This is a genomic window from Shimia sp. R11_0 (assembly GCF_017744035.1).
In the GTDB taxonomy this organism is placed as follows: domain Bacteria; phylum Pseudomonadota; class Alphaproteobacteria; order Rhodobacterales; family Rhodobacteraceae; genus Shimia; species Shimia marina.
The window spans coordinates 274261-301119 of the sequence record NZ_JAGHQY010000005.1 but is presented as its reverse complement, the minus strand read 5'-3'; the positions used below and the strand labels follow the sequence as shown (position 1 = coordinate 301119).

Sequence of the window (26859 nt, the reverse complement as noted above, 5' to 3'; positions counted from 1 at the left end):
AATTTTAGAATAAAAATTGCACCTATCTCGCAATTAAATATGTGTTGCGCTTGCCAAAGGAATGGGTTGCTCGTTATGGTCATGCAGCAAGCAGCCGGGTGCAAAGCTCTGCTCAAACCGCACTTACACCCCTCGCTCCCCGCGGGTTGTCCGAGTTTTCTGGTTGCTTGCAAGCTTCCCTTTCCAAAGATTGAAGATTTACAGCGAGTTCTGCGCCATTCTGTCTCTTGCCGCTGAAGCGAGAATCCTTGATAAAGCAGCAAGCCAAGGAGAGCCTTATGATTGCGCGCATCTATCAGCCAGCCCGTACGGCCATGTCCTCCGGGACAGCCAAAACTCATCAATGGGTTCTGGAATACGGACCATCGGAAGCCAAAGACATTGACCCGCTGATGGGGTGGACCGGTTCCGGTGACACGCAAAGCCAAATACGCCTGAAGTTTGACAGCAAAGAAGCTGCTGTCAGCTACGCGCGCGAACACGATATCGAGGCAGAGGTGATGGAGCCGCATCAACGCAAGCCCAACATCCGTGCGGGTGGCTATGGTGAGAATTTTGCGACCAACCGCAGGGGGCCTTGGACGCACTGAATTTTGCATAGAGCGCTGTGAGAGGTGGCGCATCCAGAATTTCTGAAACGCCGATGGGGAGATTCTCCGTCGGCGTTTTTTGGTCCAGTTCTTGGCTAATGGGCAGAGGACGCGTTTGTACCAGATGTGGTGTGCCGGGGCATTGGCACTGTGTATGGGGTCAGGCTGTCGGTAAAGGCTTTGATAAAGTCAAAGACCAGTGGCGAGGCATTTCCCGTGATGGGGCGTAGAATGGACAGACGATGATCAAGTTGTGGGGCAAACGGACGAATGATCAGGCCCTGATCTCGGTATTGCTCGGCATCTAGCGCGCTGACGACTGAAACCCCGTGGCCCTGTGCCACAATTGTGCATGCGGCGGTGAATTGACGAACTTCGATCCACGAGTTTATTTCGGCACCATCCTCCGCGAAAGCGCGCTCCAATTGGCGAAAGAACGGGCTGTCTCTGCGAGAATGAATGAGTTTTTCCTGTTGTATGTCGCTTGGTCGCAACAATGCCCGCTCCGCGAGGGGGTGACCCTCGGGCATGATCAGGACAGAGCGGATTTTTACGTCCGTTGCTTCCGTCGCGGGGTGGCCGGAGAATCCATCAGTGATGGCGCAGTCATACTGTTCGCCAATGATCCATTCTAGGATGCGTTCGGGGCGGTCGGGCTCCAGTGTGACAGTGACTCCGGGGCGGTCGGCCAGAAAATCCACCAAAACGCCGGGCAGGTGACTGGTGGCGAAGCCGGGCAGGCATGCGATACGAATGTGCCCGCTCTTGCGTTCTGCAATGTCGCGGCGCAGGTCATCCAGATGGTCCAGTCGGTCCAGAATCCGACTGACTTCTGCCAAAAGATAGCGCGAGTCGCTGGTGGGTTCCAGAACACCACGGCGACGTTGGAAGAGCTCAAAACCCACAGATTTTGAAAAGTCGGACATCAGGCGACTCACAGCAGGTTGTGAGATGCCTAAAACGGCTGCCGCCTTTGTTATGGAGCCGCTTTCAGCCACGGCGCGGAAGGCTTCAAGCTGTCGGATTTGGAATTTCAACGCGGTGTTTCCTTCGGTTTTGTCCATAATTGCATTGCTTTATGACATGTATATAACATTGAGCTATGTTTGTGTCGCAAAAGTTTAACTTGAATTATTTTTGGGATCGGCGAATTCTCTGCCTGAAATTTAGTCAATTCACCGAGGGACAAGAGAGATGAATTTCACTAAAGCAACTTTTTCGGGCGTCGCGCTGGCCAGTTTGATGGCGGGCGCAGGGTTTGCCCAGACTGAAATTCAGTGGTGGCATGCCATGGGTGGTGCAAACGGCGAACGTGTGGACAAGATCGCCGCCGACTTCAATGCCAGCCAGTCTGAGTACAAAGTGGTTCCGACCTACAAGGGGAACTACACCGAGACCATGACGGCGGCAGTTGCGGCGTTCCGTGCCAAAGAGCACCCGCATCTGGTGCAGGTTTTTGAAGTTGGCACAGCGACAATGATGGCGGCGAAAGGCGCGATCTACCCTGTGGAAAAAATGATGGCGGATGCGGGCGAGAGCTTTGATAAGTCTGACTACCTTCCAGCAGTGATTTCCTACTATCAGACGCCGGAAGGTGAACTGCTTTCCATGCCATTTAACAGCTCTACACCTGTTCTTTGGTACAATGCCGACGCTCTGAAAGCGGCCGGTGTTGAGGCACCAAAAACTTGGGATGACGTCAAAGCCGCGTCTCAGGCGCTGGTGAACAACGGTATGGAGTGCGGCATCAGCTTTGGCTGGCAGTCCTGGGTGATGGTGGAGAACTTCTCCGCTTGGCACGACCTTGAAATGGGCACCAAAGAAAACGGCTTTGCTGGTTTTGATACGGAGTTCACCTTCAACAATGAAAAAGTGGCCGCACGTCTGGATGACATCGCAGCCATGTCTGAAGGCAATCTGTTCAAATATGGCGGTCGTCGCGGCGACTCGCTGCCGATGTTCACCAATGGTGAGTGCGGCATGTGGATGAACTCTTCTGCATACTATGGCTCGATCAAAACGCAGGCGGGTTTTGAGTTTGGTCAAACCATGTTGCCATTGGACACCAATGTCGCAGATGCGCCGCAAAACTCTATCATTGGCGGCGCGACCCTCTGGGCTTTGGCTGGACATGATGCTGACGAGTACAAAGGTCTGGCACAGTTCATGACATATCTGTCGTCGCCAGAGGTTCAGGCGTGGTGGCACCAGGAAACCGGCTATGTGCCGATCACCACAGCGGCCTATGAGCTGTCCAAAGAGCAGGGGTTTTACGATGCAAACCCGGGCACTGATACGGCCATCCAGCAGTTGAGTCTGAACACGCCAACCGCCAACTCCCGTGGCATCCGCTTTGGTAACTTCGTGCAGGTCCGCGACGTGATCAACGAAGAGATGGAAGCGCTCTGGGCGGGTGACAAAACCGCTCAGCAGGCGCTGGATGCGGCTGCGGATCGTGGCAACGATCTGCTGCGCAAGTTCGAGCGCGCTGCGAAATAAAGACGGGTAACTCCGAGCGCCTGGTGGCTTGTGTAAGCTGCCGGGCGCTTTTGCCGTCTCACGACCTTTCTCCTATAGCCGGGGTAGCATGCTTAAGCGCGTTCATTTCCCTTCTTCGGTGCTGCCCTTTTTGCTGGTGGCCCCTCAGATCATTGTCACGGTGGTCTTTTTCCTCTGGCCTGCAGCGCAGGCGATCTATCAGTCGTTCTTGATTGAGGACGCTTTTGGGCTGTCCACAGAGTTTGTCTGGTTTGAGAATTTCGAACTGTTGTTTGCCGATGCGCATTACCTCGACAGTTTTTGGCGCACGCTGTTTTTCAGCGCTGCGGTGGCCCTTCTGTCGATGTCAGTGGCTCTGATCCTTGCTGGATTTGCAGACCGGATCGTGCGTGGGGCCACAGCCTATCGCACGCTGTTGATCTGGCCCTATGCGGTGGCGCCCGTGTTGGCCGGGGCGCTGTGGGTGTTTATGTTCAACCCCACATTGGGCATCTTCCCATATTTTCTGGACATGCTGGGTGTCGACTGGAACCACTATCTGAACGGGTCTCAGGCGATGGCATTGGTGATCTTTGCAGCCGCCTGGAAGCAGATCGCCTATAACTTCTTGTTTTATCTTGCCGCGATGCAATCTATTCCCCGTTCAATCATTGAAGCGGCAGCGATTGATGGTGCTGGTCCAGTGCGCCGGTTCAAGGATTTCATCTTCCCTTTGATCTCCCCGACGACGTTTTTTCTTCTGGTGATCAATGCGGTCTATGCGTTTTTCGATACCTTCGGCATCATTCACGCCATCACCCAGGGTGGTCCGGCAAATAGCACCACGATCCTGGTCTACAAAGTCTTCAATGATGGTTTCGTTGGTCTCGATTTGGGCGGATCCGCTGCGCAATCCGTGATCCTGATGTTCCTTGTCATCATTATGACGGTTGTCCAATTCCGCTATGTTGAAAGAAAGGTGGAATACTGATGGTTGAAAATCGTCCCCTTCTTACGTTTGTTTCCCATCTGGTGTTGATCCTCGGCGTGGTGATTGTCGCGCTGCCGATCTGGATCACCTTTGTGGCGGCGACGCATGATGCCGTGCGCATGACGCAGGCCCCCATTCCGTTGCTACCGGGACCGTATTTCTGGCAAAACTTCAAAGACACGCTGTTTGGCACCGGGCTTTCCAGTTCGGCTGGCGCGCCGGTGTGGCGCATGTTGCTGAATTCTTTGGTGATGGCGCTTCTGATCGCCTCGGGCAAGATTGTGATCTCCCTGCTGTCAGCTTTTGCGATTGTCTACTTCAAGTTCCCATTCCGCATGGGGTTCTTCTGGATGATCTTCATCACTTTGATGCTGCCAGTAGAGGTACGCATTCTCCCGACTTTTGAGGTTGTCGCCAATTTGGGCATGCTCAACAGCTACTGGGGGTTGTCGGTGCCTCTGATTGCCTCGGCGACAGCAACATTCATGTTCCGTCAGGTGTTTCTGACGATCCCTGATGAGATGCTGGAAAGTGCACGGATTGATGGGGCAGGGCCGATGCGGTTTTTCTGGGACATTCTGATCCCACTGAGCCGCACGAATATCGCCGCGCTGTTTGTGATCCTCTTCATCTTTGGCTGGAACCAGTATCTTTGGCCGCTGTTGATCACCACGGACACGGATATGACCACCATAGTGATGAGCATCAAGGAAATGCTGGAAGCCGCAGAGCAAGCACCTGAGTGGCACATCATTATGATGACCGCACTTTTGGCAATGATCCCACCGGTGTTTGTGGTGATCGGCATGCAGAAGCTCTTTGTGCAAGGGCTGACTGAGACAGATAAATAGGCAATACGACCATGGCATCCATTATACTTAAAGACCTTGTGAAGGCCTATGGCGACACAGAGGTTCTGCACCACATTGACGGACAGATCGCGGATGGCGAATTTGTCGTTATCGTTGGACCTTCGGGATGTGGCAAATCCACCTTGCTGCGCATGATTGCGGGGCTGGAAACCGTGACTGGGGGCGACATACAGATCGCGGATCAGGTGGTGAACGATCTGGAACCGGCCGAGCGTGATATCGCGATGGTGTTCCAGAACTATGCGCTCTACCCCCACATGACCGTGCGCGAGAACATGGCCTATGGCCTCAAAATCCGGAAAATCTCCAAGGCAGAAATCAATCGCCGGGTGGAAGAGGCTGCGGATATTTTGGAAATCCGTCCCTATCTGGAGCGCAAGCCGCGCCAGCTTTCTGGTGGCCAACGGCAGCGTGTGGCCATGGGGCGCGCGATTGTGCGCGATCCGCAGGTCTTCCTGTTTGATGAGCCGCTGTCCAATCTCGACGCCAAGCTGCGCGTGCAGATGCGTTTGGAAATCCGCAAACTCCAACAGAAACTTGGTGTGACATCAATTTATGTGACCCATGATCAGGTGGAAGCCATGACGTTGGGCGACCGGTTGATGGTGCTCAATGGTGGCTATGTTGAACAGTTCGGCACGCCGATTGAACTCTACGATCGACCACAGTCCATGTTTGTGGCGGGCTTTATCGGCAGCCCTGCGATGAACTTTCTGCCAGCGGATGCCGACGGGGCGACGATCACCTTGGCCAATGGCACAACATTGGCGGGCGAAGTACGTGCGGGGGCGGTGACATTGGGTATTCGTCCAGAGCATTTGATCCGTTCTGAAGCGGGCCCTGTGCGTCTAAAAGTCCAGATGATGGAACAACTGGGTGCGAACACCTTGCTGCATGGCGTTTTGGAAGGTACGCAGACCGAAATGGTGGCGAGTTTACCCGGTCACGTGACGGCAGAACTCGGTGCTGTTTTGTCTTTTGAGGCGGCCGCAGAGACACTGCATTTCTTTGCGCCTGATACGCAAAAACGGATCGAGTGATGAGCCAATTTTTACAACTCGCAGGCTTTCGGGCTGGTCCCGATGGCCCGCGTGTCTCTGGACACCGGGGCGCGCGTGGTGTTTTGCCTGAAAACACCTTGGAGGGTTTTGCCTTCTGTCAGACCATCGGCGTGGACTCGATTGAGTTTGATGTGGTGATGACCAAGGATCGTGTGCCGGTTGTTGTTCACAACCACACGTTGGACGGATCGCTGGCGCGAGACGCCTCTGGTCTGTGGTTGCCAGATCCTGGGCCTCGCGTTGCAGAAATGACGCTCCAAGACCTGCGCGCCTGTGACATTGGTGCCGCCAACCGCGCTACGGAATATGGGCGCCGTTACAGCGATCAGGCCAGATTGCCCAGTGCGAGAGTGCCGACTTTGGATGAGGTCTTGGCATTTGCGGCCAAGAGCGATCTGTATCTTTTTGTGGAAATGAAAACGGATCCGGATGCGCCAGACATGGAGCAGGAACGCCGTGATATGGCGCAGGCGGTGGTTGCCGCCGTGCGCAAAGCCGGAGTTGCAAATCGGGTGGCCATGCACAGTTTCGACTGGGGCATTTTGGAGGTTTGCCGAAAGATCGCACCAGACCTCCCGACCTCTTATCTGTCTTACGTGACAAAAAATCCGCAGGAAGAGGCACAATCCGCCGACCGCACAGTTGAACCAGATTTGACTCAGTTGACGGTGTCGTTGCCTCAGGCAGTTGCTGATGCGGGGGGGCAGATGTGGTGCCCCTTTTTTATGGAGGTCACCCAAGAGCAAGTCGAGGAAGCGCATGCGCTTGGCCTCTTGGTGAATGCATGGACCGTCAACAGCGTGCGGGACATCAATCGGATGATTGATATGGGGCTTGATGGGATCGTGACAGATTTTCCTGGACGCGTGCAAGATTGCCTTTTGCGGCGCAACCTCAAGTGAGGATTGGCGTTCAAGTGTCTGTTTTTGATAAAATATAACGGACACTTGAACGATTAAGTGTTTATGAATCAGACCGGCCAAAGCCACCGCCGCCGGGTGTTTCCATAATGAAGACATCTCCGCAGGTCAGTTCTGCCTGATCGTTCCCTTGCAGTGTTTCGATCCGGCCATCTGCCCTTTGGACGCGATTGATACCAATGCCTCCAGGGGCGCCACCTGCAGTGCCATGTGGAGGGATGATCCGGTGAGAGGACAGCACTGTCACGGTCATGGGTTCGTTAAATCGCAGGCGCCGCAGGATGCCTTCTCCTCCAGACCACTGGCCTGCGCCTCCTGATCCCTGCCTGATGGAGAACTCCTCCACTTGTACCGGGAAGCGGGTTTCCAGCACTTCGGGATCCGTCATGCGGGTGTTCGTCATGTGGCTGTGGACCGCGCTCGTGCCATCAAAGCCATCTCCTGCGCCCGTGCCGCCACAAATGGTTTCGTAGTTTTGATGGGCGTCATTACCATAAACAAAATTGTTCATAGTGCCTTGGCTGCCGGCGATCACGCCAAGCGCGCCATAGAGTGTATCGGCAATCGCCTGACTGACTTCGGTGTTGCCTGATATCACGGCGGCAGGCGCTTTGGGGTTGATCATACACCCTTCAGGCACGATCAAAGAAAGCGGCTTCATACAGCCTTCGTTCATGGGAATGTCGCTGCCGACCAGTGTTCGGAAGACATAGAGCACCACCGCGCGGCAGATTGCCAGAGGCGCGTTGTAGTTTGTTGGGCTCTGGCCAGAGGTGCCGGTGAAATCAAGCGTGGCACTTCGATTGGCTTTGTCCACTGTGATGGACACCTCAATTTTGGCCCCACCGTCCAATGGGTAGGAGAAAGCGCAGTCATGCAGCACGTCGAGGACGCGGCGCACGCTTTCTTCTGCGTTGTCCTGAACGTGCTCCATATAGGCTTGCACAGTGGCGTGGCTAAACTGTTTGGTGATTTTACGCAGTTCTGCTGCGCCGGTTTCGTTCGCTGCAACCTGTGCCGCCAGATCGGCCATGTTTTGATCTATGTTGCGGCAAGGGTAGGGGCCTGATGCCAGCAAGGTGCGTGTGGCCTCTTCCTGTAAAGTGCCTTGGTTTACGAGCAGGAAGTTGTCGATCAAGATGCCTTCTTCCTCGATGTACCGGCTGTCAGGCGGGGCGGATCCCGGCGTTTTGCCACCAATGTCGGCGTGGTGCCCGCGTGAAGCCACCGTGTAGAGGATCTGCTGCCCTTCCGAGTCAAATACCGGGGTTATGACAGTGACATCGGGCAGATGGGTGCCACCGTTGTAGGGGTTGTTCATCATGAAGACGTCGCCGGGGCGGATCTTGCCTGCGTTCAGGCGCAATATGGTGCGCACGCTTTCAGACATGGAGCCAAGGTGCACCGGCACATGCGGCGCGTTGGCCACAAGGTCGCCGTTCTGATCAAAGATGGCACAGGAGAAGTCGTAGCGCTCTTTGATGTTCACGGAATAGGCCGTGTTGGCCAGCGTCGCACCCATCTGCTCTGCGATGGACATGAACAGATTGTTGAAAACCTCCAGCATGACCGGGTCTACGGAAGTGCCAATGGCTTCGGAGCGGGCCAGTGGCACAACACGTTTGAGCACGAGATTGCCACCTTGGGCGCATGTGGCCTGCCAGCCCTCTTCAATCATATTGGTGCCAGTCGGTTCTGTGAGAATAGCTGGGCCGGTTACAGATTGTCCGAGGCTCAATGTCTCGCGGTCCACCAGCGGGACATCTTGCCAGCGTCCTCCAGTGTAAAGTCGCACGTGTGCTGGGGTGGTGTTTGCGCCTACTGGATCAGGCAGGGTGACGGGCTCGCCGGTTTGGCCAATGGCCTCGGCGACCACCACATCGATGATCAGATCACTTGTGTCCGGCGCAAAGCCGAAGCGCTGTTTGTGTGCCGAGACAAACGCCGCGCGCATGGTTTTGATATCGCCGTAGGGTACGCTGAGGCTTTGTTGTGCTCCGGCGGGGCGGATATGTGCTGCCTGAGTGACGGTGATGTCCGCATCTGAGACGCCTTGCTCTGCGACTTCTGTGCGTGCTGCCTGTGCCAAGATGGCCAGTTGGGTGGCCGCTTCTGGGGCATCAAGCGCACATCCCAACTGGCTTTCGCGCATGGCGCGGATATCTGCCAACCCCATGCCGAAAGCCGAAAGAACACCTGCGAAGGGGTGAATGAAGATGCTTTCCATCCCCAGCGCATCGGCAACAAGGCAAGCATGCTGCCCGCCAGCTCCGCCGAAGCAATTCATGGTGTATTGCGTCACATCATAGCCACGCTGTACGGAGATTTTCTTGATTGCATTGGCCATATTTTCAACGGCAATCCGCAAGAAGCCTTCGGCCAATTCTTCAACAGATTTGTCTGTGCCGATTTCTGTGCGCAGGGCGTTGAACTTCTCTCGCACAGCTGCTTCATCCAGAGGCAAATCTCCGTTGGGTCCAAAGACATGTGGGAAATGTGCGGCCTGCAACTTGCCAAGGAGGACATTGCAGTCCGTGACTGTGAGCGGGCCGCCTCTGCGGTAGGCGCAGGGGCCCGGGTTCGCCCCCGCACTTTCTGGGCCCACCTGCATGCGCCCGTCGCGATAGCTGAGGATGGAGCCGCCGCCCGCTGCCACGGTGTGGATGGACATCATTGGCGCGCGCATGCGCACACCGGCCACCTCTGTTTCAAAAGAGCGCTCATATTCACCTGCATAGTGGCAGACGTCTGTTGAAGTGCCGCCCATGTCAAAGCCGATGAGCTTTTCAAATCCGAGTTCCGCTGCAGAGCGCACCATGCCCACCACGCCACCTGCTGGACCAGAGAGGATGGCATCGCGCCCCTGAAACAGTCGTGCATCTGTCAGCCCGCCATTGGACTGCATAAACAGCAGGCGTCCGCAGCCTCCCTTCGCAGTATCCAATGCCGTGGCGACCTGATCCACATAACGGCGCAGGATTGGAGAGAGATAGGCATCAACAACGGCTGTGTCGCCGCGCCCGACCAGCTTGATAAGGGGGCTTGTTTCGTGGCTGAGGGAGATTTGCGTGAAGCCCAACGCCTGAGCAGTTTGGCCCAGAGCCTTCTCGTGATCGGGGAAGCGATAGCTGTGCATCAGGGCAATGGCGACTGACCGAAAGCCCTTTTCATAGGCATCTTTGAGCGCGGCGCTGGCGCTGGGCAGATCGAGTGGTGTCTGGATATTGCCATCCGCATCCAGCCGCTCATCGATTTCAATCACATCCTCATAGAGCAATTCTGGTAGCTCTATGTTCAAAGCAAAGAGAGCTGGACGATTTTGATAGCCAATGCGCAGCAGATCTCGCAGACCTTTGGTGATCAGTAGGACCGTGCGGGCGCCCTTGCGTTCCAAGAGCGCGTTGGTGGCCACCGTGGTGCCCATTTTCACAGAGTCTATAGCACCTGCGGGGATGGCCTCGTCGGCTGTGAGTTTCAGAAGCTGTCGGATGCCATGCACGGCCGCATCGTTGTAGCTTTCGGGATTTTCGGAGAGGAGTTTGTGGGTTTTTAGATTGCCTTTCGGGGTTTTGGCCACAATGTCCGTAAAGGTGCCGCCGCGATCGACCCAGAATTGCCATGCGCCACTGTGCTCTTTGCCCATCAGTCTCTCCCAAAACGTTGTATTTTCGCGTTATGCATAAAATGTCGATAATTTGTCAACGTTGAGGTATTTGCGTTTGCTCTGTCTTTTGACGACAGTTCTACAGTGACGCCGCCGCGCGGCTGGCCTGATCGTATTGCCCAGACAAGGAGCGTAATGAAGATGCGATTTCGCGCATGTCGTCACCACTCAGGTCCAGTTTTGACAGACCATCGATGAAGCAGCGCTCCCGCACCTCGCGGTAGGCGTCGCAAGCCGCTTTGCCGGTTGCGGACGTTCTGTAAAACACCTCTTTGCCGCGCTTCTCAGATTGGATCAGTCCCATTTTTACTAGCTTTTTTAGGGCGTAATTCACTGTGTGGCTGTCTTCTATGTTCAGCAGAAAGCAGATGTCTGCAAGGCGCTTGTCTTTGTCACGGTGGTTCACGTTGTGCAGCGCCAGAATTTCCAAGGATGTCATTTCTGCGTGCCCTGCGGCGGACATGCAGCGTGTCATCCACCGGGAGAAGGCATTGTAGGCGATGATCATCCCATATTCGATTTCAGAGGCTTCCCAGCCTTCCCCTTCTGCGAGGTGACGGGAAGAGACAATAGGGCGCTTTTCCATGAGGATATCCATCTGGTTTATCGGCATTACATCTGTAATCTGTTGGTATCCGATCCGATCCAAGGTGCAAAGAGCGCTGATTTGAGGGCGAACTTTCAGAGTAGAGCGCTGGGCGTTGGCAAAAAAACACAGTTTTTGTTCAGGGGCGTGATCTGCTTTGCAAGTGTCCGCGTAGTAGGGATATGGTGAGTGCAACACTTGATATCCCCCGCGTCCGGCTCAAAGCGCCAAAGGCGCGCCCGAAAGAAAGGCAGCGTGTGACGCAGGCCAAGGCGGAGCCCTCCCAAGAAACCCTTTGGATGATCGCTGTGCGTGATCACCGCGATAAGGCGGCGTTTTCCGCGCTGTTCGATCATTTTGCGCCCCGATTGAAGGGCTTTGTGATGCGTAATGGCACGTCTGCTGCACAGGCTGAAGAGATCGTGCAGGATGTGATGCTGACCCTGTGGCGCAAGGCACACATGTTTGATCCGCACCGCGCACAGGTGTCCGCTTGGGTGTACCAAATCGTGCGTAACCGTCAGATCGACGTGGCACGCAAAGAAAATCGGCCGATGCCGGAGGCATTGAAGGAAGAGCCGGAAGCAGAGCCAGATGCGAGCCAGATTGTTGCGGTTGAGCAGGAAACAGGCCAGTTGCGCGAAGCTTTGCAAAGGTTGAGGCCTGAACAGCGTGAAGTGATAGAAAAGGCCTATTTGGGAGAGCTGACCCATCAGGAGATCAGCACGCAAACAGGCCTGCCGTTGGGAACCATCAAATCGCGAATTCGTCTTGGCCTGCAGCGTCTAAGGCATGAGTTGAAAGATCTGAGTGAATGACCTCGATTAGCCATCATATCCCGGAGCCCATGCTGGCGGCTTACGCGGCAGGTACGCTGCCGCATGCGTTCTCCGTGGTTGTAGCAACCCATATTTCAATGTGTTCTGAATGTCGGGCCGTTGTGGAGGCGCATGAAGCCGTGGGCGGCATTGTGTTGGACGACATGCTGCGCGCCGATGTTTCGAGTTCCATGAAGTCCAACGTGCTTGCGATGTTGGATGATCCCTTCCCAGATACGCCGGTTTATCAGCGGCGTGGTCCTTATCCCGGGCCTGTGATGGAGGCGCTGAAAGGTCAGGAGCCTCGCTGGAAGAAGCTTGGCATGGGGGTTCGGCAGGATATCTTGTCGGAAGATAAACACGGGAGCGTCCGGTTGCTTTACATTCCGCCAGGTCAGGCCGTGCCAGATCATGGGCACAACGGCTTGGAGCTGACGCTTGTGCTGCAGGGCAGCTTTTCGGATGAAACCGGCCGGTTCGGCGTTGGCGATGTCGAGGTCGCAGATGAAACCTTGGAGCATACGCCGATTGCGGGCATGGAGGATGTTTGCATCTGCCTTGCCGCAACGGACGCGCGTTTGCGTTTCAATGCGTTTGTGCCACGTCTGTTGCAACCGATATTCAGGATTTGAACGTCTAAACATCGAGACCTGGCCACGCCATAGGGGCCTTTTGTGGCCCTGAGGTTTCTCAGGGCCAGTTTTTTTGTTCAGTTTCCTGCCAACCTGGAAAGACGTCTGGCTGCGGCGGTGCTTTGGTTGCGCGTAGCATGTCAAAGCTGCGCTCCAGCTCTTTTGATGTCATGTCGCGTGCGATCACAACAATCCGCGTGGTTGTATCGTCTTTGGGCCAGTTATTGAGTGGCACTGGTGGATCAAAGATATGTTGCACACCATGAAATACAAAAGGTGTGGGGATGTCTTTCAGGAACACAATGCCCTTCACGCGCAGGAGGTCAGGGCCTTTGAGGGCAACGAGTGTGTCCAGCCAATGGTCAAAAACGCGATCATCTAGCGGAGCCTCCAGCTGAATTGAAGCTGTTTCAATGCGTGCGTCATGGGGGGGAAGCGTTGGTTTGGATGTGGATTGAGACAGGCCGGAAAGATTGGCAAGGGGATCTGCCATCGGTGCTCGTGTTTCGCGAGCCATCCAGGCAAGGACATTCTCGGTTTCCAAGCCGCGACGCATTCCTGAGAGGCCAAAAAGAAGTGCGGGCGACTGTTTGGCCTCGCGGGTTGTTATAATTTTTGCAGAAGGGTTCAGGGCCTCAAGTCGTGTATGCAACGCCTTTACATCACGACGATGTGCCAAGTCGGTTTTGCTGATCAATAGGAGGTCCGCTGTTGCTGCCTGAGACACGGCCTCAAACTGCGCATCAAGTGTAGCTTGACCGTTGATGGCATCCACAAGGGTCACAACACCATCCAGCATTGTATTGCGGGCAAGGTAAGGATCGACGATCAGCGTTTGTCGGATTGGTGCGGGGTCTGCAAGTCCGGTGGTTTCGATGACAATACGGTCAAAGGCGAGACTGCCACTTTCGCGGCGTTCCATCAGGCCGGCGAGCGTATCTGACAGGTCTCCGCGAATGGAGCAACACAAGCAGCCCGAAGACATAAGAACCACTTCTTCGTCTGTGGCTTCGATTAGATCGTGGTCCAGGCCGACTTCGCCAAACTCATTCACAACAACAGCAATTCTGCCTGCACAGCTGTCAGAGAGCACCGCATTTAGGAGGGTTGATTTCCCGGCCCCCAAGAAGCCCGTGAGCAATGTGATTGGAAGACGGGTTTCGGCCATTACGATCATTTCTTATCAGCGTAAACGATACGTAGTCATTTAGTGGTATGTTATAACAATATCAAGCGCTGGGCTTGAGCACTCTGGGATCACCGTTAGATCATTTGCCGCGATAGATCATCCAATCTGGCAGGATGTGGAGCAATTTGAGCGCCCAAGAGAAAGGGCGTGGAAAATCTGTACGAAACCGGCGCCCGCGCATGGCGCGCAATACGTGTTCTGCGGCTTCGTCCGGGGTCATCAGCATCGGCATTTTGAATGCGTTTTTATCCGTAAGGCGCGTTTTGATGAAGCCGGGGTTTGCAAGCCGCACCGTAATGTTGGAATCCTTGAGATCATGGCGCATGGTTTCCGCCAAGCTGACAATGGCCGCTTTGCTGGCGCCGTAGCCAATTGCTTTTGGCAGGCCGCGATAGCCAGCCAAAGAGCCGATCAGGGTAATGTCACCGCTGTTTTGGGCGACAAACTTTGGCATCACGGCTCCTAAGGCACGCATCGCGCCCATGAGGTTAACATCCACGACCCGCAGGGCGGTGTCCTGCTGCCATTGCTTTGCCGACATTGGCTCATAAGCTCCAGCGTTGTAGATCACGCCATCCAAGTGTCCGATCGAGTTGGCGGCCGCTTTGACAGCGGCGTCATCCGTGACATCCAAGATCAACACACGTGTGTTTGGCAGTCCAGCCGCAAGAGACGCAAGGCGAGGGCCATTGCGCGCGGAGATGACCAAATGTGCGCCTTCAGCGCTCAGCTTCTCAGCCAATGCGCGGCCCAGGCCTTCACTTGCCCCCACAAGCCAGAAGGTTTTGTCTTTGAAATGGGTCATTGGTGGGTCACCGACGAAGAGGAGCCTTCAGACAGAAGTCCGTCTGGCGGGGCATTGCGTTTATGAAAGCGAGCGCCTTTCAGCTTAAGGATTAGAGCTTGCCATAAGATAAGGGCGACAACACGCCCTGCACCCAGTGGCCGCCGCAATGCGCCCCACAAAAGGCTGCGGTTCGAAACAGGCGCACGTGGGCCAAAGAGCGTGGCAATCACACCTTGGTCGCCATTCTCATATGCAATGCGAATATGCAGGTCTTTGTCTGTCAGGGAAAAGTTGAAACGGTAGGCCCCCTCAACTGTCTGAAACGGGGATACATGCATGAGTTTTTCGGCGTGCATTTGATCTGAGGGCGTGATGGGGCGGAAATCGTAATGCGCACAGAAATAGCAATGGCGATCACCTACCGTATTGTTCACCTCCGCGACAAAAGCACATGGCTCGCCGTCGATCAGCGCAATCCAGAAGCTCACCGGATTGAAGTGGAACCATAGAAAATTTGGCTGCGTCAAAAGCAAGATTTCGGCTTTGGCCAAAGGGAAGCCACGTTCGCTTAGGACGTCTTGGAACCACGACATCCCGATCCCCTGTCCGCGTTCGCCTCCATGATGACGATCATGGATCGACCACAGGTTGAAGTGATTGCGAGACAGAAGAGCCGCCGGTGCATCTGCTACATGCTCAGCGAGGTCAATCAGCACATAGTCTACGCTATAGCGGAACGCATTTTTCAGCGCGCCGCGTCGTGCATGTGTGGTGTGGCCCTGAATATGATCTATGGTCATGGTTCTGATACGTTACCTGCATCGTGACAGATCACAAGTTACGGGGAAAATGGGGGAATTTCGAAGTCATTTTTGGCCTGATCAGCTATTGCGGCAGTGGCAGAATGAACCAAGTTGATCATTGCGCCGTATCTGCCTCAAAAGGACCAAAAAACGAGGACTTCATGTTTGATCAGACAACGAATTTGCGCCGCAAGATTGCAATTGTTGGCTCGGGTATTTCGGGCCTCTCTGCTGCTTATGCCTTGTCTGAGCATCATGATGTGACTGTATTTGAGGCAGAAGGGCGGCTTGGGGGGCATGCTCGCACTGTGCTTGCGGGGCGCAATGGCGACCAACCCGTGGATACGGGGTTTATCGTTTTCAACTATGCGACCTACCCTCATCTGACCAAGCTTTTCGATGAGTTGAAAGTGCCTGTGGCCAAGAGTGAAATGAGCTTTGGGGCCACAATTGATAACGGCTGGCTGGAATATGGCCTGAACAATCTGAGCGCGATTGGAGCGCAGAAACGCAATCTTTTACGGCCCAAGTTTTACGGCATGATTGCGGATATCCTGCGATTTGGAAAACGCGCGGAGCAAGCGGCTCAAAATGATGATAAAACCATTGGCGAATTGGTCTCTGAGTTGGGGCTGGGTGAGTGGTTCCGCAACTACTACTTGATGCCAATGTGTGGAGCGATTTGGTCCACACCAACGCAGGAGGTCGATCAGTTTCCCGCCAAGTCGCTTGTGCAATTTTTCAAAAACCATGCGTTGCTGGCTGGTAACAAGCAGCATCAATGGTGGACGGTCGATGGCGGGAGCATTGAATACGTAAAGCGTCTGGAGACTGCGCTGCTGCAGCGTGGATGCAGCTTGCGCCTCAATGCGCCCGTACAGTCCATTAAGCGCGGCTTTCTGGCAGGGCGCGTTGTTCCGGGCGTTATGGTCAAGGCACAGGGCAGTGATGAAGAGGTGTTTGATGAGATCATTTTCGCCTGTCACTCAGATCAGGCACTGCGTATCCTTGGTCAGGATGCAACGCCGGCAGAGCGCGCGGCACTTGGCGCTATCCGTTATCAACCCAACCGGGCTGTGCTGCATCGAGACCCTTCTTTGATGCCAAAGAACCGCAAATGCTGGTCCAGCTGGGCGTATCGCTCTCAAAATGGGTCTATCGGCGTAACTTATTGGATGAATCGTTTGCAGAACATCGCGGACAGTGATCCGCTTTTCGTAACTCTCAATCCAACGCAGGACATTCCAGCCGATCTCATTTACGATGATGTGAACTTTGCACATCCTGTCTTTGACAAAGCGGCTTTGCGGGCGCAGCGCGAGATTGCAGCTATGCAGGGAAGTAACAATACTTGGTTTGCAGGGGCCTACAACCGCCATGGGTTCCATGAAGATGGCATTCATAGTGCGATGCAGGTTGTGGCGGGCATGGCGGAGAAACAACAAGTTCTGAAAGCCGGTGTCGTCGATGTGGCTGCCAATGAAACCTGGCTGCGAGACAGTGCCTGAACGGAGGCCTGCCAACTTGGATGTTAAGCCCACGCGTGGGGTTTATCCCCGCGTCAGCCTATATGCGTTTGTTTTGGCGGCAGCGGGCATCCCCCTTTATATTCATCTGCCGCGGTTCGTGTCTGTCGAACTAGGAATCAGCCTTGCTTCGCTTGGCGCAATCTTGTTGGCGATACGCGTTGTGGACCTAGTACAAGACCCGTTTTTGGGGTGGCTGATCGACCGGTTTCCCAAGGCTCAGTTGTCTTTTGGCATGGCCGCGATTGTCGGTCTTGCGGTGGGCTTTCCCCTACTTTTCAGTCGCGCAGATGTGTTGGCTGCCGGTGGTTTGGGCGCACTTGCTCTTGTTTTGGTGCTGTTGTTTTCAGCCTATAGCCTCGGCATGATCCTTCTGTATGGGCGCAGCGCGACCTTGGCGCGTGTCCCCACATCAGCAGAACTCCTGAAACTCGCAGGCTGGCGGGAAGCGGGGATGTTGCTGGGCGTGATTTTTGCCGCGCTTTTGCCAACCATCTTGGTCAGCTTGGGCGCGGCAGGGCAAGGTTACGGGCCCTTCGGTTGGATGTTGGCAGCCGCAGCGCTAGGTTTGGGGGTTCTAAGTGCCCCGATATGGTTGCGTCCCGTGGTCCCGGGGGAGCGGTTTTCGCTTGTGGAACTTCGGCAAGCCGGCGCAATACGGTTGTTGCTTTTGGCACTCGTGAACAGTTTGCCTGTGGCAATCACCTCAACACTTTTCTTGTTTTTTGTAGAAGATCGACTTGCGCTACAGGGGCTGGCAGGGCCGCTTCTAGTGTTGTTCTTTCTGAGCGCCGGGATCAGCGTGCCGCTTTGGACCAGAGCAGCAGCGCGTTTTGGTGGACGGATGACGCTTTTGATAGCCATGCCGCTGGCAATAGGGGCGTTTGTTGGTGCGGCTTTTCTGGCTTCGGGAAATATTCTGGCTTTTGCCGCGATCTGCATCGCCTCAGGGGCGGCACTTGGTGCAGATATGGTGATCCTCCCAGCGCTCTTTTCCGTATCCCTCACAAAGGCACGGCTGAGTGCTGCATTGGCATTTGGGATCTGGTCCTTCGCTGGAAAACTGGCATTGGCCCTGGCGGCTTTTCTGGTGTTGCCTGCCTTGCAAGTGAGCGGGTTTGAACCAGGCGCACCCAATAAGCCGGAAGCGCTACAGGCCTTGAATATCGCCTACGCGGTTGTGCCCTGCGTGTTGAAACTTTTTGCGTTGGCTTTGGTGTTAACGCTCCCTGCCGAGGAGGCGGATGTATGAAACTTTTGACGATCCTATTGGTGCTATTGGTCGGAGTATTGATTGTCAAAAATCGGCTGTGGAGTTTTCGTGCTCAACAGTCGAGTGATTACTCCGGTCTGGGCCCCAGTATTTCTCTTACGGAGCATCTAAATGGGGAAATACTTTCCGAGGGTTTGATCTATGGCCCGAACGGGCGCGTTGCCAATAGTTTCGTGGCGCGCATGCATGGGGTTTGGAATGGAAATACGGGCACGTTGACCGAAAATTTCACCTATTCTAATGGCAAAGAACAGGCCAGAAAGTGGAATTTGACTATTGTCGATGAAACTCGGTTTACGGCTACCGCAGATGATATTGTTGGCGTCGCTACTGGGGAAGTGTCGGGGGCAACGATCCGTATGGACTATACAATCGTGCTGCCGGAAGATGCTGGTAGCCACAGGTTGAACGTCACGGATTGGCTATATTTGACGGACAGTGGTGTGATCTTGAACCGCTCAGAAATGCGAAAGTTCGGACTAAAAGTGGTTGAGTTGGTGGCGACGATGCGTCCAGACCCCGAAGCGCTGGTGCGACAGGAAGCAGCGGAATAGGACGCAAGGATCGGGGCACAGGCACGCGCCCATCGTTCACAACCAGATACTCGTTACCCAATAGGACGCGTGCCCGCTCGGCGGTGAGAGGCTCTCCGCCTTCTGTGCGTGGCGCAATTACGCACGCCACTCATTCCAAACCTACAAACGACGCAACTTACACGCCGCGACATAAAAGTTTTGTCAGAGTTCTTCCGGCTCCAATTTTGCCCGGAGTGTCTCGCCAAAAGGCGGAGTGTATTGCATCGAAAATTTAGCTGGCGCCTAATACTCAAAATAGGCAGACGCGCGCTCTTGGCCTCTTATTCAAAGTAAATTTAGTTTAGTTGAAGTGTAAAAATTATGCCGCAGAGCAGCATTTTGGTCAAGTTAGGTTTGTAAGACTTGAAAAATAGGGCGATTTATTCGCCCTATTTTTGATTTTACTTTTTGAATCAGCTTTTCTTTGAGCCGATTTTAGGTTCTGTGCCGGAGCGTAGTCGCGTCAGGTTTTCACGGTGTCTCCAGAGAATGATCCCGGTCAAAGCCAGCGACAGGCAGGCCGCAGATGAAAATCCCAATACCAACATCCAAAGTGTGCTTGCGCAGGCGGCAACCAGTGCTGAGAGCGACGAGATCCGGCTAACAGCGGCAGTGGCCAGCCAGGTCAGGCAGCAGGCAATGCCGACAGGCCATGCTAATGCGAGCAACAGACCAAGGAAGGTGGCGACTCCTTTGCCACCTTTGAAGCCAAGCCAGACTGGATAACAATGACCCATAAATGCCATGAGACCGGCCAACTGTGCCGCATCTTCTGCTGCGACGCAGCGCGCCATAAGCACCGCGACCGCCCCTTTGCCGCCATCCAGCAAAAGGGTTAGCGCGGCTGCTTTCTTGGAGCCGGTGCGCAGAACGTTGGTGGCACCAATGTTGCCAGACCCAATGTCACGCAAATTGCCGAGCCCCATGATCTTGGCCAATACCATGCCAAAGGGAATGGAGCCGAGCAGGTAGCCGAGCGCGGCCCAGAGGATCAGCCCAAAGGGTGCGGTTTCAATGATTGGCATCAGTCTCTCCGATAGACGGCTTCGCCCGCCACATAGGTTGCCAGAACTTTACCCTGCATCCGGGCACCGTCAAACGGGGTGTTCTTGGATTTGGACTTGAGCTTGAAGCGGTCCAAGACAAATGGTGCATCCGCATCAAACAGGACGAGATCGGCAGGCGCTCCTTCTGCGATGCGGCCAGATACCAGTCCCAGACGTTTGGCCGGATTGAGTGCGAGGGCGCGGAAGAGCTCGGGCAGGGTGAGATCACCGTTGTGATAGAGCCGCATTGCTGCTGGCAGAAGTGTTTCCAACCCGACGGCACCAGCGGCCGCTTCTTCGAACGGCAGGCGCTTGCTTTCTTCATCCTGCGGTGTGTGCATGGAGCAGACAACGTCGATCAAACCGCTTTTGACGGCTGCGATCAGCGCAAGACGGTCATCCTCTGATCGCAGCGGCGGTGTCACTTTGAAAAAGGTGCGATAGTCCGCAACATCCAGATCGTTCAGCGTCAGATGATGGATGGATGTGCCCGCCGTGATATCCAGCCCGTTCTCCTTGGCGCGTTTAAGTGCGGGCAGCGCGCGTGCGGTTGTGATCTGATCAGCGTGGTAGCGGGCACCGGTCATTTCTATCAAGGCAATGTCGCGGTCTAGCCCCATACGCTCTGCCATTGGAGATACCGCCGGCAAGCCGCGTAGCGCGGCAAATTTGCTGGCTGTGGCAGCGGCACCTTTGGACAGGATCGGCTCTTGAGGATGGGCAATGACCAATGCGCCGCACGTGCGCGCATAGGTGAGCGCGCGAGAAAAGACCTTGGTGTCGGCCGTCACATGCTCACAATCGGTGAAGGCCACGGCACCTGCGTCCATCAGGAAGCCGATTTCGGTCATTTCGCGGCCGTCACGGCCTTTGGTCAGGGCAGCCATGGGCACGACGTTGACTGGCGCAGCTTCATTGGCACGTCGCCCGACAAATTCCAGAACTTCTGGTGTATCAATTGCGGGCTGCGTGTCTGGGCGGGTGACCATGGTGGTGATACCGCCTGCTGCGGCAGCCGCGCCTGCGGTCTTGTAGCTTTCTTTGTGCCGCTCTCCTGGTTCGCAGACTTTGACGCCAATGTCGACGATGCCCGGCGCGAGACATTTGCCATGGCAATCCACCACTGTTGCGGCTTCTGGCGGTTCCTGCGTGCCACAACCTGCGATTATCCCGCCATCTACCAGCAGCCAGCCCAAGGCATCGGTGCCCAGCTCCGGGTTGATGATGCGAGCGTTTGTGAAGAGAGTGCTCATAGCGGGCCTCCGTGTTGTCTTTTTATGGCGGCCATAGTGGCCTGAGGGTCGGCTTGATATTTGATCAGGTGCTTGTCACCGGATTTGGTGATGACTTGCACGAAGCTGCCGAGCTTGTTCAACTGATCCATGTCTTCCAGGGGGATTGCGCGTCCGCCCGGCCCCAAGAGGCGTAGGTTGGTCAAATCCCAGCGCACAGCCAGTTCATCGGACATGAGATACGCCCCGCGTACCAGAACGGCTGCGAGGCCGCCGACCGCACCGGTCCAGACAAACGGGTTTCCAATTGCCCAGAGAATGCCCATGCCAGCGGCCATGGCCCCGGCTGCAATCCAAGCGTTTGTGCGGATATAGCTGCTGCGGTTGCCTTGGAAGCTCTCCAGCACGGTTTCATCTTCATGAAGGTCAGCGGTTGGGGTCAGGAGGTCTGCCATTACAAGATCCACCAAAGAAACAGGCCAAGAAGGAGCGCCGCAAGCGGCAGGGTGAAAAGCGCGAGTAGGAGGGTGAGATGCGGGTTGCCTTGAGGTGTAGGGGGCACAGAACCTTGGGTCGGCGCGCCGCCTTTTGCGGAGGCATCTGGCAGAGCCTCGAAGGAGACGGGCGCGCCTTCTTCTTTGTAGGTGCCGATCCAGCGAAGAGGTGATTGTGGTGATAGCGTTTGCGCCGCCCCTTCAAATGCGGAGGACAGCACAACAAGAATCCAACCCTTTTGGGAAGATAGCCGTGCAGCATCCTCCTTCACGTCTGCTTCCGCAATGCCTAAGCCCTGTACCATATAGCCGGTGAGACCAAGATCTTCTAAATCACTGATTGGAAAAATCTCGATGAAGTCTTCATCCAAATATGTAAAGCCAAGGGCGCGTTGCAGCGGCCAGTCCGTGATGTCTCCATCGGTATCATAGACGGGTTCACGGAAAGCCGTGATCTCCTCAGAGGGCAGGTCAAGGGCGAAGAGCCTGACAAGACCGCGTTCTGAGTCTGTCACCTGCACGGTCTCAGCCTCCGATCCAGATCATCAGTCCGACAAAAGCGAACATTACAATAAGGGCAACTGTTGCCACCATGCCGGACATGCGGGGATCTTTGGGATCTTCGCTCATGAGGTTTCCCCATGTTGACGCGTTGCGCGCAGGTTGCGCGCCAGAAGGTCCATCGCAGCCATACGCACGGCGACGCCCATTTCCACCTGCTCCTGAATAACAGAGCGGTTTATATCGTCTGCAATCTCACCATCAATTTCCACGCCCCGGTTCATTGGTCCGGGATGCATTACAATGGCATCGGCTTTGGCATGGGCGAGTTTCGCGGCATCCAGACCGTAGCGATGATAGTATTCACGTTCAGAGGGGATAAAGCCGCCATCCATGCGTTCTTTCTGTAGGCGCAGCATCATCACCACATCCACGTCCTTTAGGCCTTCCTCCATGTCTTCGTAGATTTCGGCACCAAACTCGGCAAAGCTGGCAGGCACCAGTGTTGGCGGGCCGATCAAGCGCACACGGTTTTCCATTTTACCCAGAAGGATCAAGTTAGAGCGTGCGACACGGGAGTGGGTGACATCTCCACAGATGGCGATGTTCAAACGATGCAGGCGTCCCTTGGCGCGACGGATGGTCAGCGCATCCAGCAAAGCTTGTGTGGGGTGTTCATGCTTTCCATCACCTGCGTTGAGCACTGCGCAATTCACTTTTTGCGCAAGCAGATCCACCGCGCCCGAATGGGGATGGCGTACCACCAAGAGATCAGGGTGCATGGCGTTGAGTGTCATGGCGGTATCAATCAGGGTTTCTCCCTTTTTGATCGAACTCGCCTGCATGGCCATATTCATCACATCTGCGCCCAGTCGTTTGCCAGCGAGTTCGAAACTGGCCTGCGTACGGGTGGAGTTCTCAAAGAACATATTAACTTGCGTCAAACCGGTCAGAGCATCAGAGTGTTTGATGTCTCGGCGGTTTAAATCCACATATTCATCTGCAAGGTCCAGCACGGTGGTGATTTCATCGGGCCGCAGTTGCTCGATCCCCAGAAGGTGCTTTTGGTCAAAGCTCATGGCCTGCTCCTTATGCCGGTGTCGGCCCGCTTATAAGAAGCACAGCGGGGCGGGGCAAGCGGGCGCAGCTATTCTGATAAGACCGCGACGCATTGAACGTGGCAACTGGCCTTTCCCCTGCCGTGGGGAGGGGATAGTCTCGCGGTCATGGAATCGGGATTTGACACTCAGGCGCTGGACTATCACACCGCGCGGGCTTTGCTGGAATGGCAAGTGGAACTGGGGGCAACCGAGGCTATACTGGATGCGCCTTTTAATCGATATGAGGCTCCCAAGGAGACCCCCAAAGCCAAGAAGGCGGCACGTCCACCGACCGATGCGCCAGCGGTGCCGCAGCCCGCATTAGATCCCGTTGCTGAGGCAAAGTCTGCTGTTAAACCCGTCAAGACGTTGGAAGAGCTGCGGGGCGCCATGCATGCATTTGAGCATTGTCAGCTTAAGAAAGGCGCGCGCAATCTTGTATTCTCGGATGGAAATCCTGCGGCGCGTGTCATGATTATTGGCGAGGCACCGGGGCGTGAGGAAGACCGCATTGGCAAACCTTTCGTGGGGCCTGCGGGACAATTGCTTGACCGCATGTTTGAGGCCATCGACATGGGACGCGAGGTGCCTTTGTCCAAGGATGCCATCTATATCACCAATGTGCTGCCGTGGCGTCCGCCACAAAATCGTGATCCTAAGCCTGATGAAATTGCCATGCTCAAGCCCTTTCTGGAGCGGCATGTGGAAATCGTGGCTCCTGATGTGATTGTTTTGATGGGTAATATTTCTTGTATGGCCGTCCTTGATAAGAAAGGCATCACACGTCTGCGCGGTCAGTGGCATGAGGCTTTCGGCAAGCCAGTCCTACCCATGTTTCATCCGGCCTACCTGCTGCGCCAGCCTCATGCCAAACGGGAGGCCTGGGCAGATCTTCTGAGTTTGAAATCCAAGCTGGAGGAAGACGTTTGAGGATCCTTGCTTTTTCTGATCTGCACCGTGCGCGCCATGCGGCAGGCCAATTGGTTGAGATGAGCCGAGAGGCGGATCTTGTGATCGGGGCAGGGGACTTCACAAATCATCGACAAGACTTGCCTGGAGCGCTGGACCTGATTGCGGATATCAAAGCGCCTATGGTTCTGGTGCCGGGAAACAACGAAAGCGAAGATGAGTTGCGCGCGGCTGCTCCTGCGGCGGTGACCGTGTTGCACGGCGAAGCTTTTGAGTTTGCAGGTCTTCAGATCTTTGGCCTTGGTTATGCTGTACCAGAAACGCCTTTTGGAGAATGGTCCTGTGATCTGAGTGAAGTCACAGCCGTTGCCATGCTGGAAAAGTGCCAGCGTGCCGACATTCTGATCAGCCATTCGCCGCCCAAAGGTGTGGTCGATGTTTCCTCTGCGGGACAGTCTTTTGGCTCCACCGCAGTGCTCTCCGCCATTGAACGTATCGGTCCTCGGCTTGTGGTCTGTGGCCATATCCATGACAGTTGGGGGCAAAGCGCGATGGTCGGGCAGAGCCGGGTTGTCAACCTTGGGCCATCGGGCACCTGGTTTGACTTAGAGCCCCTGGCGTGAGCCCACATAACATCCCATCCGAGACAGCGTATTTTCAGGAGAGATGACATTGAGCCGCATTGATGAAGACAAAGAGTTCATTCCAGTCAGGGTCGCTATCTTGACTGTCAGCGACACGCGGGGACTGTCAGAAGATCGTTCTGGCGACACGCTTGTGCAACGGGTGGAAGCCGCCGGACATCTGCTGGCCGACCGTAAGATTATTCGGGATGAGCGAGACGAAATTGCCGCGCAACTGCGTGTCTGGTGTGAGGACGAGGCCGTTGATGTGGTGATTTCGACGGGTGGCACAGGACTGACGGGGCGCGACGTGACCGTCGAAGCGCATCGAGATGTTTATGAGAAAGAGATTGATGCCTTTGGCACTGTCTTCACCATGGTATCCATGCAGAAAATTGGCACCAGTGCCGTTCAAAGCCGCGCGACCGGAGGCGTTGCCAATGGGACCTATCTCTTTGCGCTGCCCGGTAGCACGGGGGCCTGCAAAGACGCTTGGGATGAAATCTTAAAATATCAGCTCGACTATCGTCACAGGCCGTGCAACTTCGTGGAAATCATGCCGCGGCTGGATGAACATATGCGTCGCAAGTAAAAGCGTTCCGTTGTTTTGGGGCTGTCCAAAATAAATGTGACGGAAATTTATGCGCGCTGCGTATCATATGTGTGTTGTCTTGGACATTGAGCGCGGCGTGCGCATTATTGAGCGTGAGCCACGTATGGAGACGTAGCCAATGAGATTTTTGCGCCAGAGTTTGACAGGGTTGTTTTTGCTCGCAGTGACCGCTGTGTTTCTGCTGTACGCGGGGCATCTGGTGCACGGCGCAATTCAAGATCGCTTGGCGCAAGACACAAAAGGTCCTCCTGCGCGCGAGCGGGTATTTTCCGTCAATGTTCAAACGGCCACACTTGGTGCAGAAACGCCCGAGCTGGTGGCGTTTGGGGAAGTGCAGAGCCGCCGCTCGCTCGAAGTTCGGGCCGCTGCCTCGGGTAGAGTGGTGCAGCTGTCTGAGACCTTTGAAGATGGGGCAGAGGTCTCGGTGGGAGAGGTTCTTGTGAAAGTGGATCCGACCAAGGCACGCTATGCTTATGATCGCGTATCCAATGATCTTCTGGATGCACAGGCCGAACAGAGAGATGCGGATCGCACACTTGTGCTCGCGCAAGACGAGCTTGCCGCAGCACAGGCGCAGTTCGCGTTGCGGCAAAAAGCCTATGACCGGCAAACGGATTTGCGGGAACGCGGCGTTGGCACGGCCGCAGCAGTGGAGACCGCAGAGCTGGCTCTTGCAGGTGCCCGGCAAGCGGTTTTGTCAAATCGTCGTGCTCTGGCGCAGGCTGAGGCGCGCGTTGATCAGGCGATAACCCGTTTGGAACGCACAAGTATTCTTTTGGCAGAGGCGCAAAAAGACCTTGATGATACAGTTATTACTGCTGGCTTCAGCGGTACACTGTCGGAGGTATCGGTGGTCCAAGGGGGGCTTGTGTCGCTGAACGAGCGCCTCGCCACCCTGATTGACCCCAATGCTCTTGAAGTGGCGTTTCGGGTATCTACCACACAGTACGCGCGATTGCTGGATAGCAATGATGATCTGCATCGTGCGGAGGTCACCGTTTCGATGGATGTGCTTGGCGCGGATTTGTCCTCTACCGGCGTGATTACACGCGATGCCGCAGCTGTAGGAGAGGGACAGACGGGCCGGGTGCTTTATGCACGATTGGATGGTGCGCGGGGGTTGAAGCCCGGAGACTTTGTCACGGTGCGTGTGAAAGAACCGGAACTTGAAGATGTTGTGCGGTTGCCAGCCTCCGCTCTTAATGCGGCTGGAGATCTATTGTTCGTGGGTGAGGGCAACCGTCTGCAAAGTTTGAAGGTTCAGCTTGTGCGGCGTCAGGGGGATGAAATTCTTGTGCGCGGGGAAGGGCTGGCTGGGCAACAGATCGTGACCCGGCGCACGCCCCTGCTGGGGGAAGGCATTGCCGTTAAGCCGCTGTCTGCGACCACATCGGAAATTGTGGCATCGGAGATGGTTGCGTTGAGCGCGGAGGAGCGGGCCAAGTTTGTGGCTGCGATAGAAGCCAATGGGCGCATGCCCACAGACGCCAAGCAACGTATTCTTGAGGCGCTCGATAAACCCGAAGTGCCTGCGCAGATGGTGGAACGTCTCCGTCGTCGAGTGGGGGGCTGATCC

The 26859-nt window shown here is 55.3% G+C and carries 26 protein-coding genes; 15 read left to right on the top strand and 11 right to left on the bottom strand.

The genetic code is table 11. The annotated features are described in order from the left end of the window. Window positions 1-278 precede the first annotated feature (278 nt). Window positions 279-590: an ETC complex I subunit gene (locus J7382_RS12865; protein WP_209069403.1), complete on the top strand. Its 312-nt coding sequence runs from the start codon at window positions 279-281 to the stop codon at window positions 588-590. A 95-nt stretch (window positions 591-685) separates the two neighbouring features. Here J7382_RS12865 and J7382_RS12860 read toward each other — a convergent pair whose 3' ends face one another. Next, window positions 686-1627, bottom strand: a complete 942-nt coding sequence (locus J7382_RS12860; RefSeq protein ID WP_209069402.1) for a LysR substrate-binding domain-containing protein — start codon at window positions 1625-1627, stop codon at window positions 686-688. 157 nt (window positions 1628-1784) lie between these two features. On the opposite strand from J7382_RS12860, the gene ugpB reads away from it, so the two are divergent. The 5 genes from ugpB (at window position 1785) to J7382_RS12835 (ending at window position 6894) form a co-directional block, all read left to right on the top strand. Continuing rightward, on the top strand, window positions 1785-3089 hold the full coding sequence (ugpB, locus tag J7382_RS12855; RefSeq protein ID WP_209069401.1) for a sn-glycerol-3-phosphate ABC transporter substrate-binding protein UgpB: 1305 nt from the start codon (window positions 1785-1787) through the stop codon (window positions 3087-3089). Between the two features lie 88 nt (window positions 3090-3177). Next, a complete protein-coding gene (gene ugpA / locus J7382_RS12850; protein WP_209069400.1) occupies window positions 3178-4059 on the top strand; it encodes a sn-glycerol-3-phosphate ABC transporter permease UgpA in 882 nt (293 codons plus the stop codon). Continuing rightward, complete coding sequence (ugpE, locus tag J7382_RS12845) at window positions 4059-4910, top strand: sn-glycerol-3-phosphate ABC transporter permease UgpE (RefSeq protein ID WP_209069399.1); 852 nt, start codon at window positions 4059-4061, stop codon at window positions 4908-4910. The genes ugpA and ugpE overlap by 1 nt, the downstream gene beginning before the upstream one ends. An 11-nt stretch (window positions 4911-4921) precedes the next feature. After that, entirely contained in the window at window positions 4922-5971 is a 1050-nt protein-coding gene (locus J7382_RS12840; protein WP_209069398.1) for a sn-glycerol-3-phosphate import ATP-binding protein UgpC, read from the top strand. Further along, the gene (locus tag J7382_RS12835) at window positions 5971-6894 is read left to right on the top strand and encodes a glycerophosphodiester phosphodiesterase family protein (RefSeq protein ID WP_209069397.1); all 924 of its coding nucleotides are present in this window, start codon (window positions 5971-5973) and stop codon (window positions 6892-6894) included. The genes J7382_RS12840 and J7382_RS12835 overlap by 1 nt, the downstream gene beginning before the upstream one ends. 61 nt (window positions 6895-6955) lie before the next feature. Here J7382_RS12835 and J7382_RS12830 read toward each other — a convergent pair whose 3' ends face one another. Together J7382_RS12830 and J7382_RS12825 are read right to left on the bottom strand one after the other, a co-directional pair. Continuing rightward, a complete protein-coding gene (locus J7382_RS12830) occupies window positions 6956-10555 on the bottom strand; it encodes a hydantoinase B/oxoprolinase family protein (protein ID WP_209069396.1) in 3600 nt (1199 codons plus the stop codon). A 100-nt stretch (window positions 10556-10655) separates the two neighbouring features. Further along, entirely contained in the window at window positions 10656-11162 is a 507-nt protein-coding gene (locus J7382_RS12825; protein ID WP_247744990.1) for a winged helix DNA-binding protein, read from the bottom strand. Between the two features lie 299 nt (window positions 11163-11461). Between J7382_RS12825 and J7382_RS12820 the strand changes: the two genes are divergently transcribed. Together J7382_RS12820 and J7382_RS12815 are read left to right on the top strand one after the other, a co-directional pair. Next, complete coding sequence (locus J7382_RS12820) at window positions 11462-11980, top strand: sigma-70 family RNA polymerase sigma factor (protein ID WP_209069482.1); 519 nt, start codon at window positions 11462-11464, stop codon at window positions 11978-11980. Beyond that, entirely contained in the window at window positions 11977-12612 is a 636-nt protein-coding gene (locus J7382_RS12815) for a ChrR family anti-sigma-E factor (RefSeq protein ID WP_209069394.1), read from the top strand. The genes J7382_RS12820 and J7382_RS12815 overlap by 4 nt, the downstream gene beginning before the upstream one ends. A 58-nt stretch (window positions 12613-12670) precedes the next feature. Here the strand turns inward: J7382_RS12815 and J7382_RS12810 are convergent, their stop codons facing one another. From J7382_RS12810 to J7382_RS12800, 3 genes are all read right to left on the bottom strand, one after another. Continuing rightward, window positions 12671-13780 carry a GTP-binding protein gene (locus tag J7382_RS12810; protein WP_209069393.1) on the bottom strand — a complete coding sequence of 370 codons (1110 nt, stop codon included), beginning with the start codon at window positions 13778-13780 and terminating at the stop codon, window positions 12671-12673. Window positions 13781-13880: 100 nt separating this feature from the next. Beyond that, window positions 13881-14606: an SDR family NAD(P)-dependent oxidoreductase gene (locus J7382_RS12805; RefSeq protein WP_209069392.1), complete on the bottom strand. Its 726-nt coding sequence runs from the start codon at window positions 14604-14606 to the stop codon at window positions 13881-13883. Further along, entirely contained in the window at window positions 14603-15388 is a 786-nt protein-coding gene (locus J7382_RS12800; RefSeq protein WP_209069391.1) for a DUF1365 domain-containing protein, read from the bottom strand. Before J7382_RS12800 ends, J7382_RS12805 begins: the two co-directional genes overlap by 4 nt. 164 nt (window positions 15389-15552) lie before the next feature. Between J7382_RS12800 and J7382_RS12795 the strand changes: the two genes are divergently transcribed. From J7382_RS12795 to J7382_RS12785, 3 genes are read left to right on the top strand one after another with little or no spacing between them, the layout of a single operon-like run. After that, a complete protein-coding gene (locus J7382_RS12795; protein ID WP_209069390.1) occupies window positions 15553-16899 on the top strand; it encodes an FAD-dependent oxidoreductase in 1347 nt (448 codons plus the stop codon). A 16-nt stretch (window positions 16900-16915) separates the two neighbouring features. Next, window positions 16916-18169 carry an MFS transporter gene (locus tag J7382_RS12790; protein WP_247744989.1) on the top strand — a complete coding sequence of 418 codons (1254 nt, stop codon included), beginning with the start codon at window positions 16916-16918 and terminating at the stop codon, window positions 18167-18169. Next, complete coding sequence (locus J7382_RS12785) at window positions 18166-18744, top strand: DUF3833 domain-containing protein (RefSeq protein ID WP_209069388.1); 579 nt, start codon at window positions 18166-18168, stop codon at window positions 18742-18744. Before J7382_RS12790 ends, J7382_RS12785 begins: the two co-directional genes overlap by 4 nt. Before the next feature lie 434 nt (window positions 18745-19178). Here J7382_RS12785 and plsY read toward each other — a convergent pair whose 3' ends face one another. From plsY to J7382_RS12760, 5 genes are all read right to left on the bottom strand, one after another. Then, entirely contained in the window at window positions 19179-19790 is a 612-nt protein-coding gene (plsY, locus tag J7382_RS12780; RefSeq protein WP_209069387.1) for a glycerol-3-phosphate 1-O-acyltransferase PlsY, read from the bottom strand. Further along, complete coding sequence (gene pyrC / locus J7382_RS12775) at window positions 19790-21064, bottom strand: dihydroorotase (RefSeq protein WP_209069386.1); 1275 nt, start codon at window positions 21062-21064, stop codon at window positions 19790-19792. Before pyrC ends, plsY begins: the two co-directional genes overlap by 1 nt. Next, window positions 21061-21498: a hypothetical protein gene (locus J7382_RS12770; protein WP_058241374.1), complete on the bottom strand. Its 438-nt coding sequence runs from the start codon at window positions 21496-21498 to the stop codon at window positions 21061-21063. Before J7382_RS12770 ends, pyrC begins: the two co-directional genes overlap by 4 nt. After that, window positions 21498-22058: a hypothetical protein gene (locus J7382_RS12765; RefSeq protein ID WP_209069385.1), complete on the bottom strand. Its 561-nt coding sequence runs from the start codon at window positions 22056-22058 to the stop codon at window positions 21498-21500. The genes J7382_RS12770 and J7382_RS12765 overlap by 1 nt, the downstream gene beginning before the upstream one ends. Before the next feature lie 105 nt (window positions 22059-22163). Next, window positions 22164-23117, bottom strand: coding sequence for an aspartate carbamoyltransferase catalytic subunit (locus J7382_RS12760; protein ID WP_209069384.1), 954 nt, complete (start codon window positions 23115-23117; stop codon window positions 22164-22166). 147 nt (window positions 23118-23264) lie between these two features. Here J7382_RS12760 and J7382_RS12755 point away from each other — a divergent pair, with 147 nt between their 5' ends. The 4 genes from J7382_RS12755 to J7382_RS12740 all read left to right on the top strand — a co-directional run bounded on the left by J7382_RS12755 (window position 23265) and on the right by J7382_RS12740 (window position 26856). After that, window positions 23265-24068, top strand: coding sequence for a uracil-DNA glycosylase (locus J7382_RS12755; RefSeq protein WP_209069383.1), 804 nt, complete (start codon window positions 23265-23267; stop codon window positions 24066-24068). Continuing rightward, on the top strand, window positions 24065-24670 hold the full coding sequence (locus tag J7382_RS12750) for a metallophosphoesterase (protein WP_209069382.1): 606 nt from the start codon (window positions 24065-24067) through the stop codon (window positions 24668-24670). Before J7382_RS12755 ends, J7382_RS12750 begins: the two co-directional genes overlap by 4 nt. Before the next feature lie 49 nt (window positions 24671-24719). Beyond that, window positions 24720-25262, top strand: a complete 543-nt coding sequence (gene moaB / locus J7382_RS12745) for a molybdenum cofactor biosynthesis protein B (RefSeq protein WP_209069381.1) — start codon at window positions 24720-24722, stop codon at window positions 25260-25262. 139 nt (window positions 25263-25401) lie between these two features. Further along, entirely contained in the window at window positions 25402-26856 is a 1455-nt protein-coding gene (locus tag J7382_RS12740) for an HlyD family efflux transporter periplasmic adaptor subunit (protein WP_209069380.1), read from the top strand. Window positions 26857-26859 lie beyond the last annotated feature (3 nt).

What these genes read in the sequence shown, in the direction of transcription:
- J7382_RS12865 (WP_209069403.1), top strand. Translation starts at nt 279, where the DNA reads ATGATTGCGCGCATCTATCAGCCAGCCCGTACGGCCATGTCCTCCGGG.
- ugpB (WP_209069401.1), top strand. Translation starts at nt 1,785, where the DNA reads ATGAATTTCACTAAAGCAACTTTTTCGGGCGTCGCGCTGGCCAGTTTG.
- ugpA (WP_209069400.1), top strand. Translation starts at nt 3,178, where the DNA reads ATGCTTAAGCGCGTTCATTTCCCTTCTTCGGTGCTGCCCTTTTTGCTG.
- ugpE (WP_209069399.1), top strand. Translation starts at nt 4,059, where the DNA reads ATGGTTGAAAATCGTCCCCTTCTTACGTTTGTTTCCCATCTGGTGTTG.
- J7382_RS12840 (WP_209069398.1), top strand. Translation starts at nt 4,922, where the DNA reads ATGGCATCCATTATACTTAAAGACCTTGTGAAGGCCTATGGCGACACA.
- J7382_RS12835 (WP_209069397.1), top strand. Translation starts at nt 5,971, where the DNA reads ATGAGCCAATTTTTACAACTCGCAGGCTTTCGGGCTGGTCCCGATGGC.
- J7382_RS12830 (WP_209069396.1), bottom strand. Translation starts at nt 10,555, where the DNA reads ATGGGCAAAGAGCACAGTGGCGCATGGCAATTCTGGGTCGATCGCGGC.
- J7382_RS12825 (WP_247744990.1), bottom strand. Translation starts at nt 11,162, where the DNA reads ATGGAAAAGCGCCCTATTGTCTCTTCCCGTCACCTCGCAGAAGGGGAA.
- J7382_RS12820 (WP_209069482.1), top strand. Translation starts at nt 11,462, where the DNA reads ATGATCGCTGTGCGTGATCACCGCGATAAGGCGGCGTTTTCCGCGCTG.
- J7382_RS12815 (WP_209069394.1), top strand. Translation starts at nt 11,977, where the DNA reads ATGACCTCGATTAGCCATCATATCCCGGAGCCCATGCTGGCGGCTTAC.
- J7382_RS12810 (WP_209069393.1), bottom strand. Translation starts at nt 13,780, where the DNA reads ATGGCCGAAACCCGTCTTCCAATCACATTGCTCACGGGCTTCTTGGGG.
- J7382_RS12805 (WP_209069392.1), bottom strand. Translation starts at nt 14,606, where the DNA reads ATGACCCATTTCAAAGACAAAACCTTCTGGCTTGTGGGGGCAAGTGAA.
- J7382_RS12800 (WP_209069391.1), bottom strand. Translation starts at nt 15,388, where the DNA reads ATGACCATAGATCATATTCAGGGCCACACCACACATGCACGACGCGGC.
- J7382_RS12795 (WP_209069390.1), top strand. Translation starts at nt 15,553, where the DNA reads ATGTTTGATCAGACAACGAATTTGCGCCGCAAGATTGCAATTGTTGGC.
- J7382_RS12785 (WP_209069388.1), top strand. Translation starts at nt 18,166, where the DNA reads ATGAAACTTTTGACGATCCTATTGGTGCTATTGGTCGGAGTATTGATT.
- plsY (WP_209069387.1), bottom strand. Translation starts at nt 19,790, where the DNA reads ATGCCAATCATTGAAACCGCACCCTTTGGGCTGATCCTCTGGGCCGCG.
- pyrC (WP_209069386.1), bottom strand. Translation starts at nt 21,064, where the DNA reads ATGAGCACTCTCTTCACAAACGCTCGCATCATCAACCCGGAGCTGGGC.
- J7382_RS12770 (WP_058241374.1), bottom strand. Translation starts at nt 21,498, where the DNA reads ATGGCAGACCTCCTGACCCCAACCGCTGACCTTCATGAAGATGAAACC.
- J7382_RS12760 (WP_209069384.1), bottom strand. Translation starts at nt 23,117, where the DNA reads ATGAGCTTTGACCAAAAGCACCTTCTGGGGATCGAGCAACTGCGGCCC.
- J7382_RS12755 (WP_209069383.1), top strand. Translation starts at nt 23,265, where the DNA reads ATGGAATCGGGATTTGACACTCAGGCGCTGGACTATCACACCGCGCGG.
- J7382_RS12740 (WP_209069380.1), top strand. Translation starts at nt 25,402, where the DNA reads ATGAGATTTTTGCGCCAGAGTTTGACAGGGTTGTTTTTGCTCGCAGTG.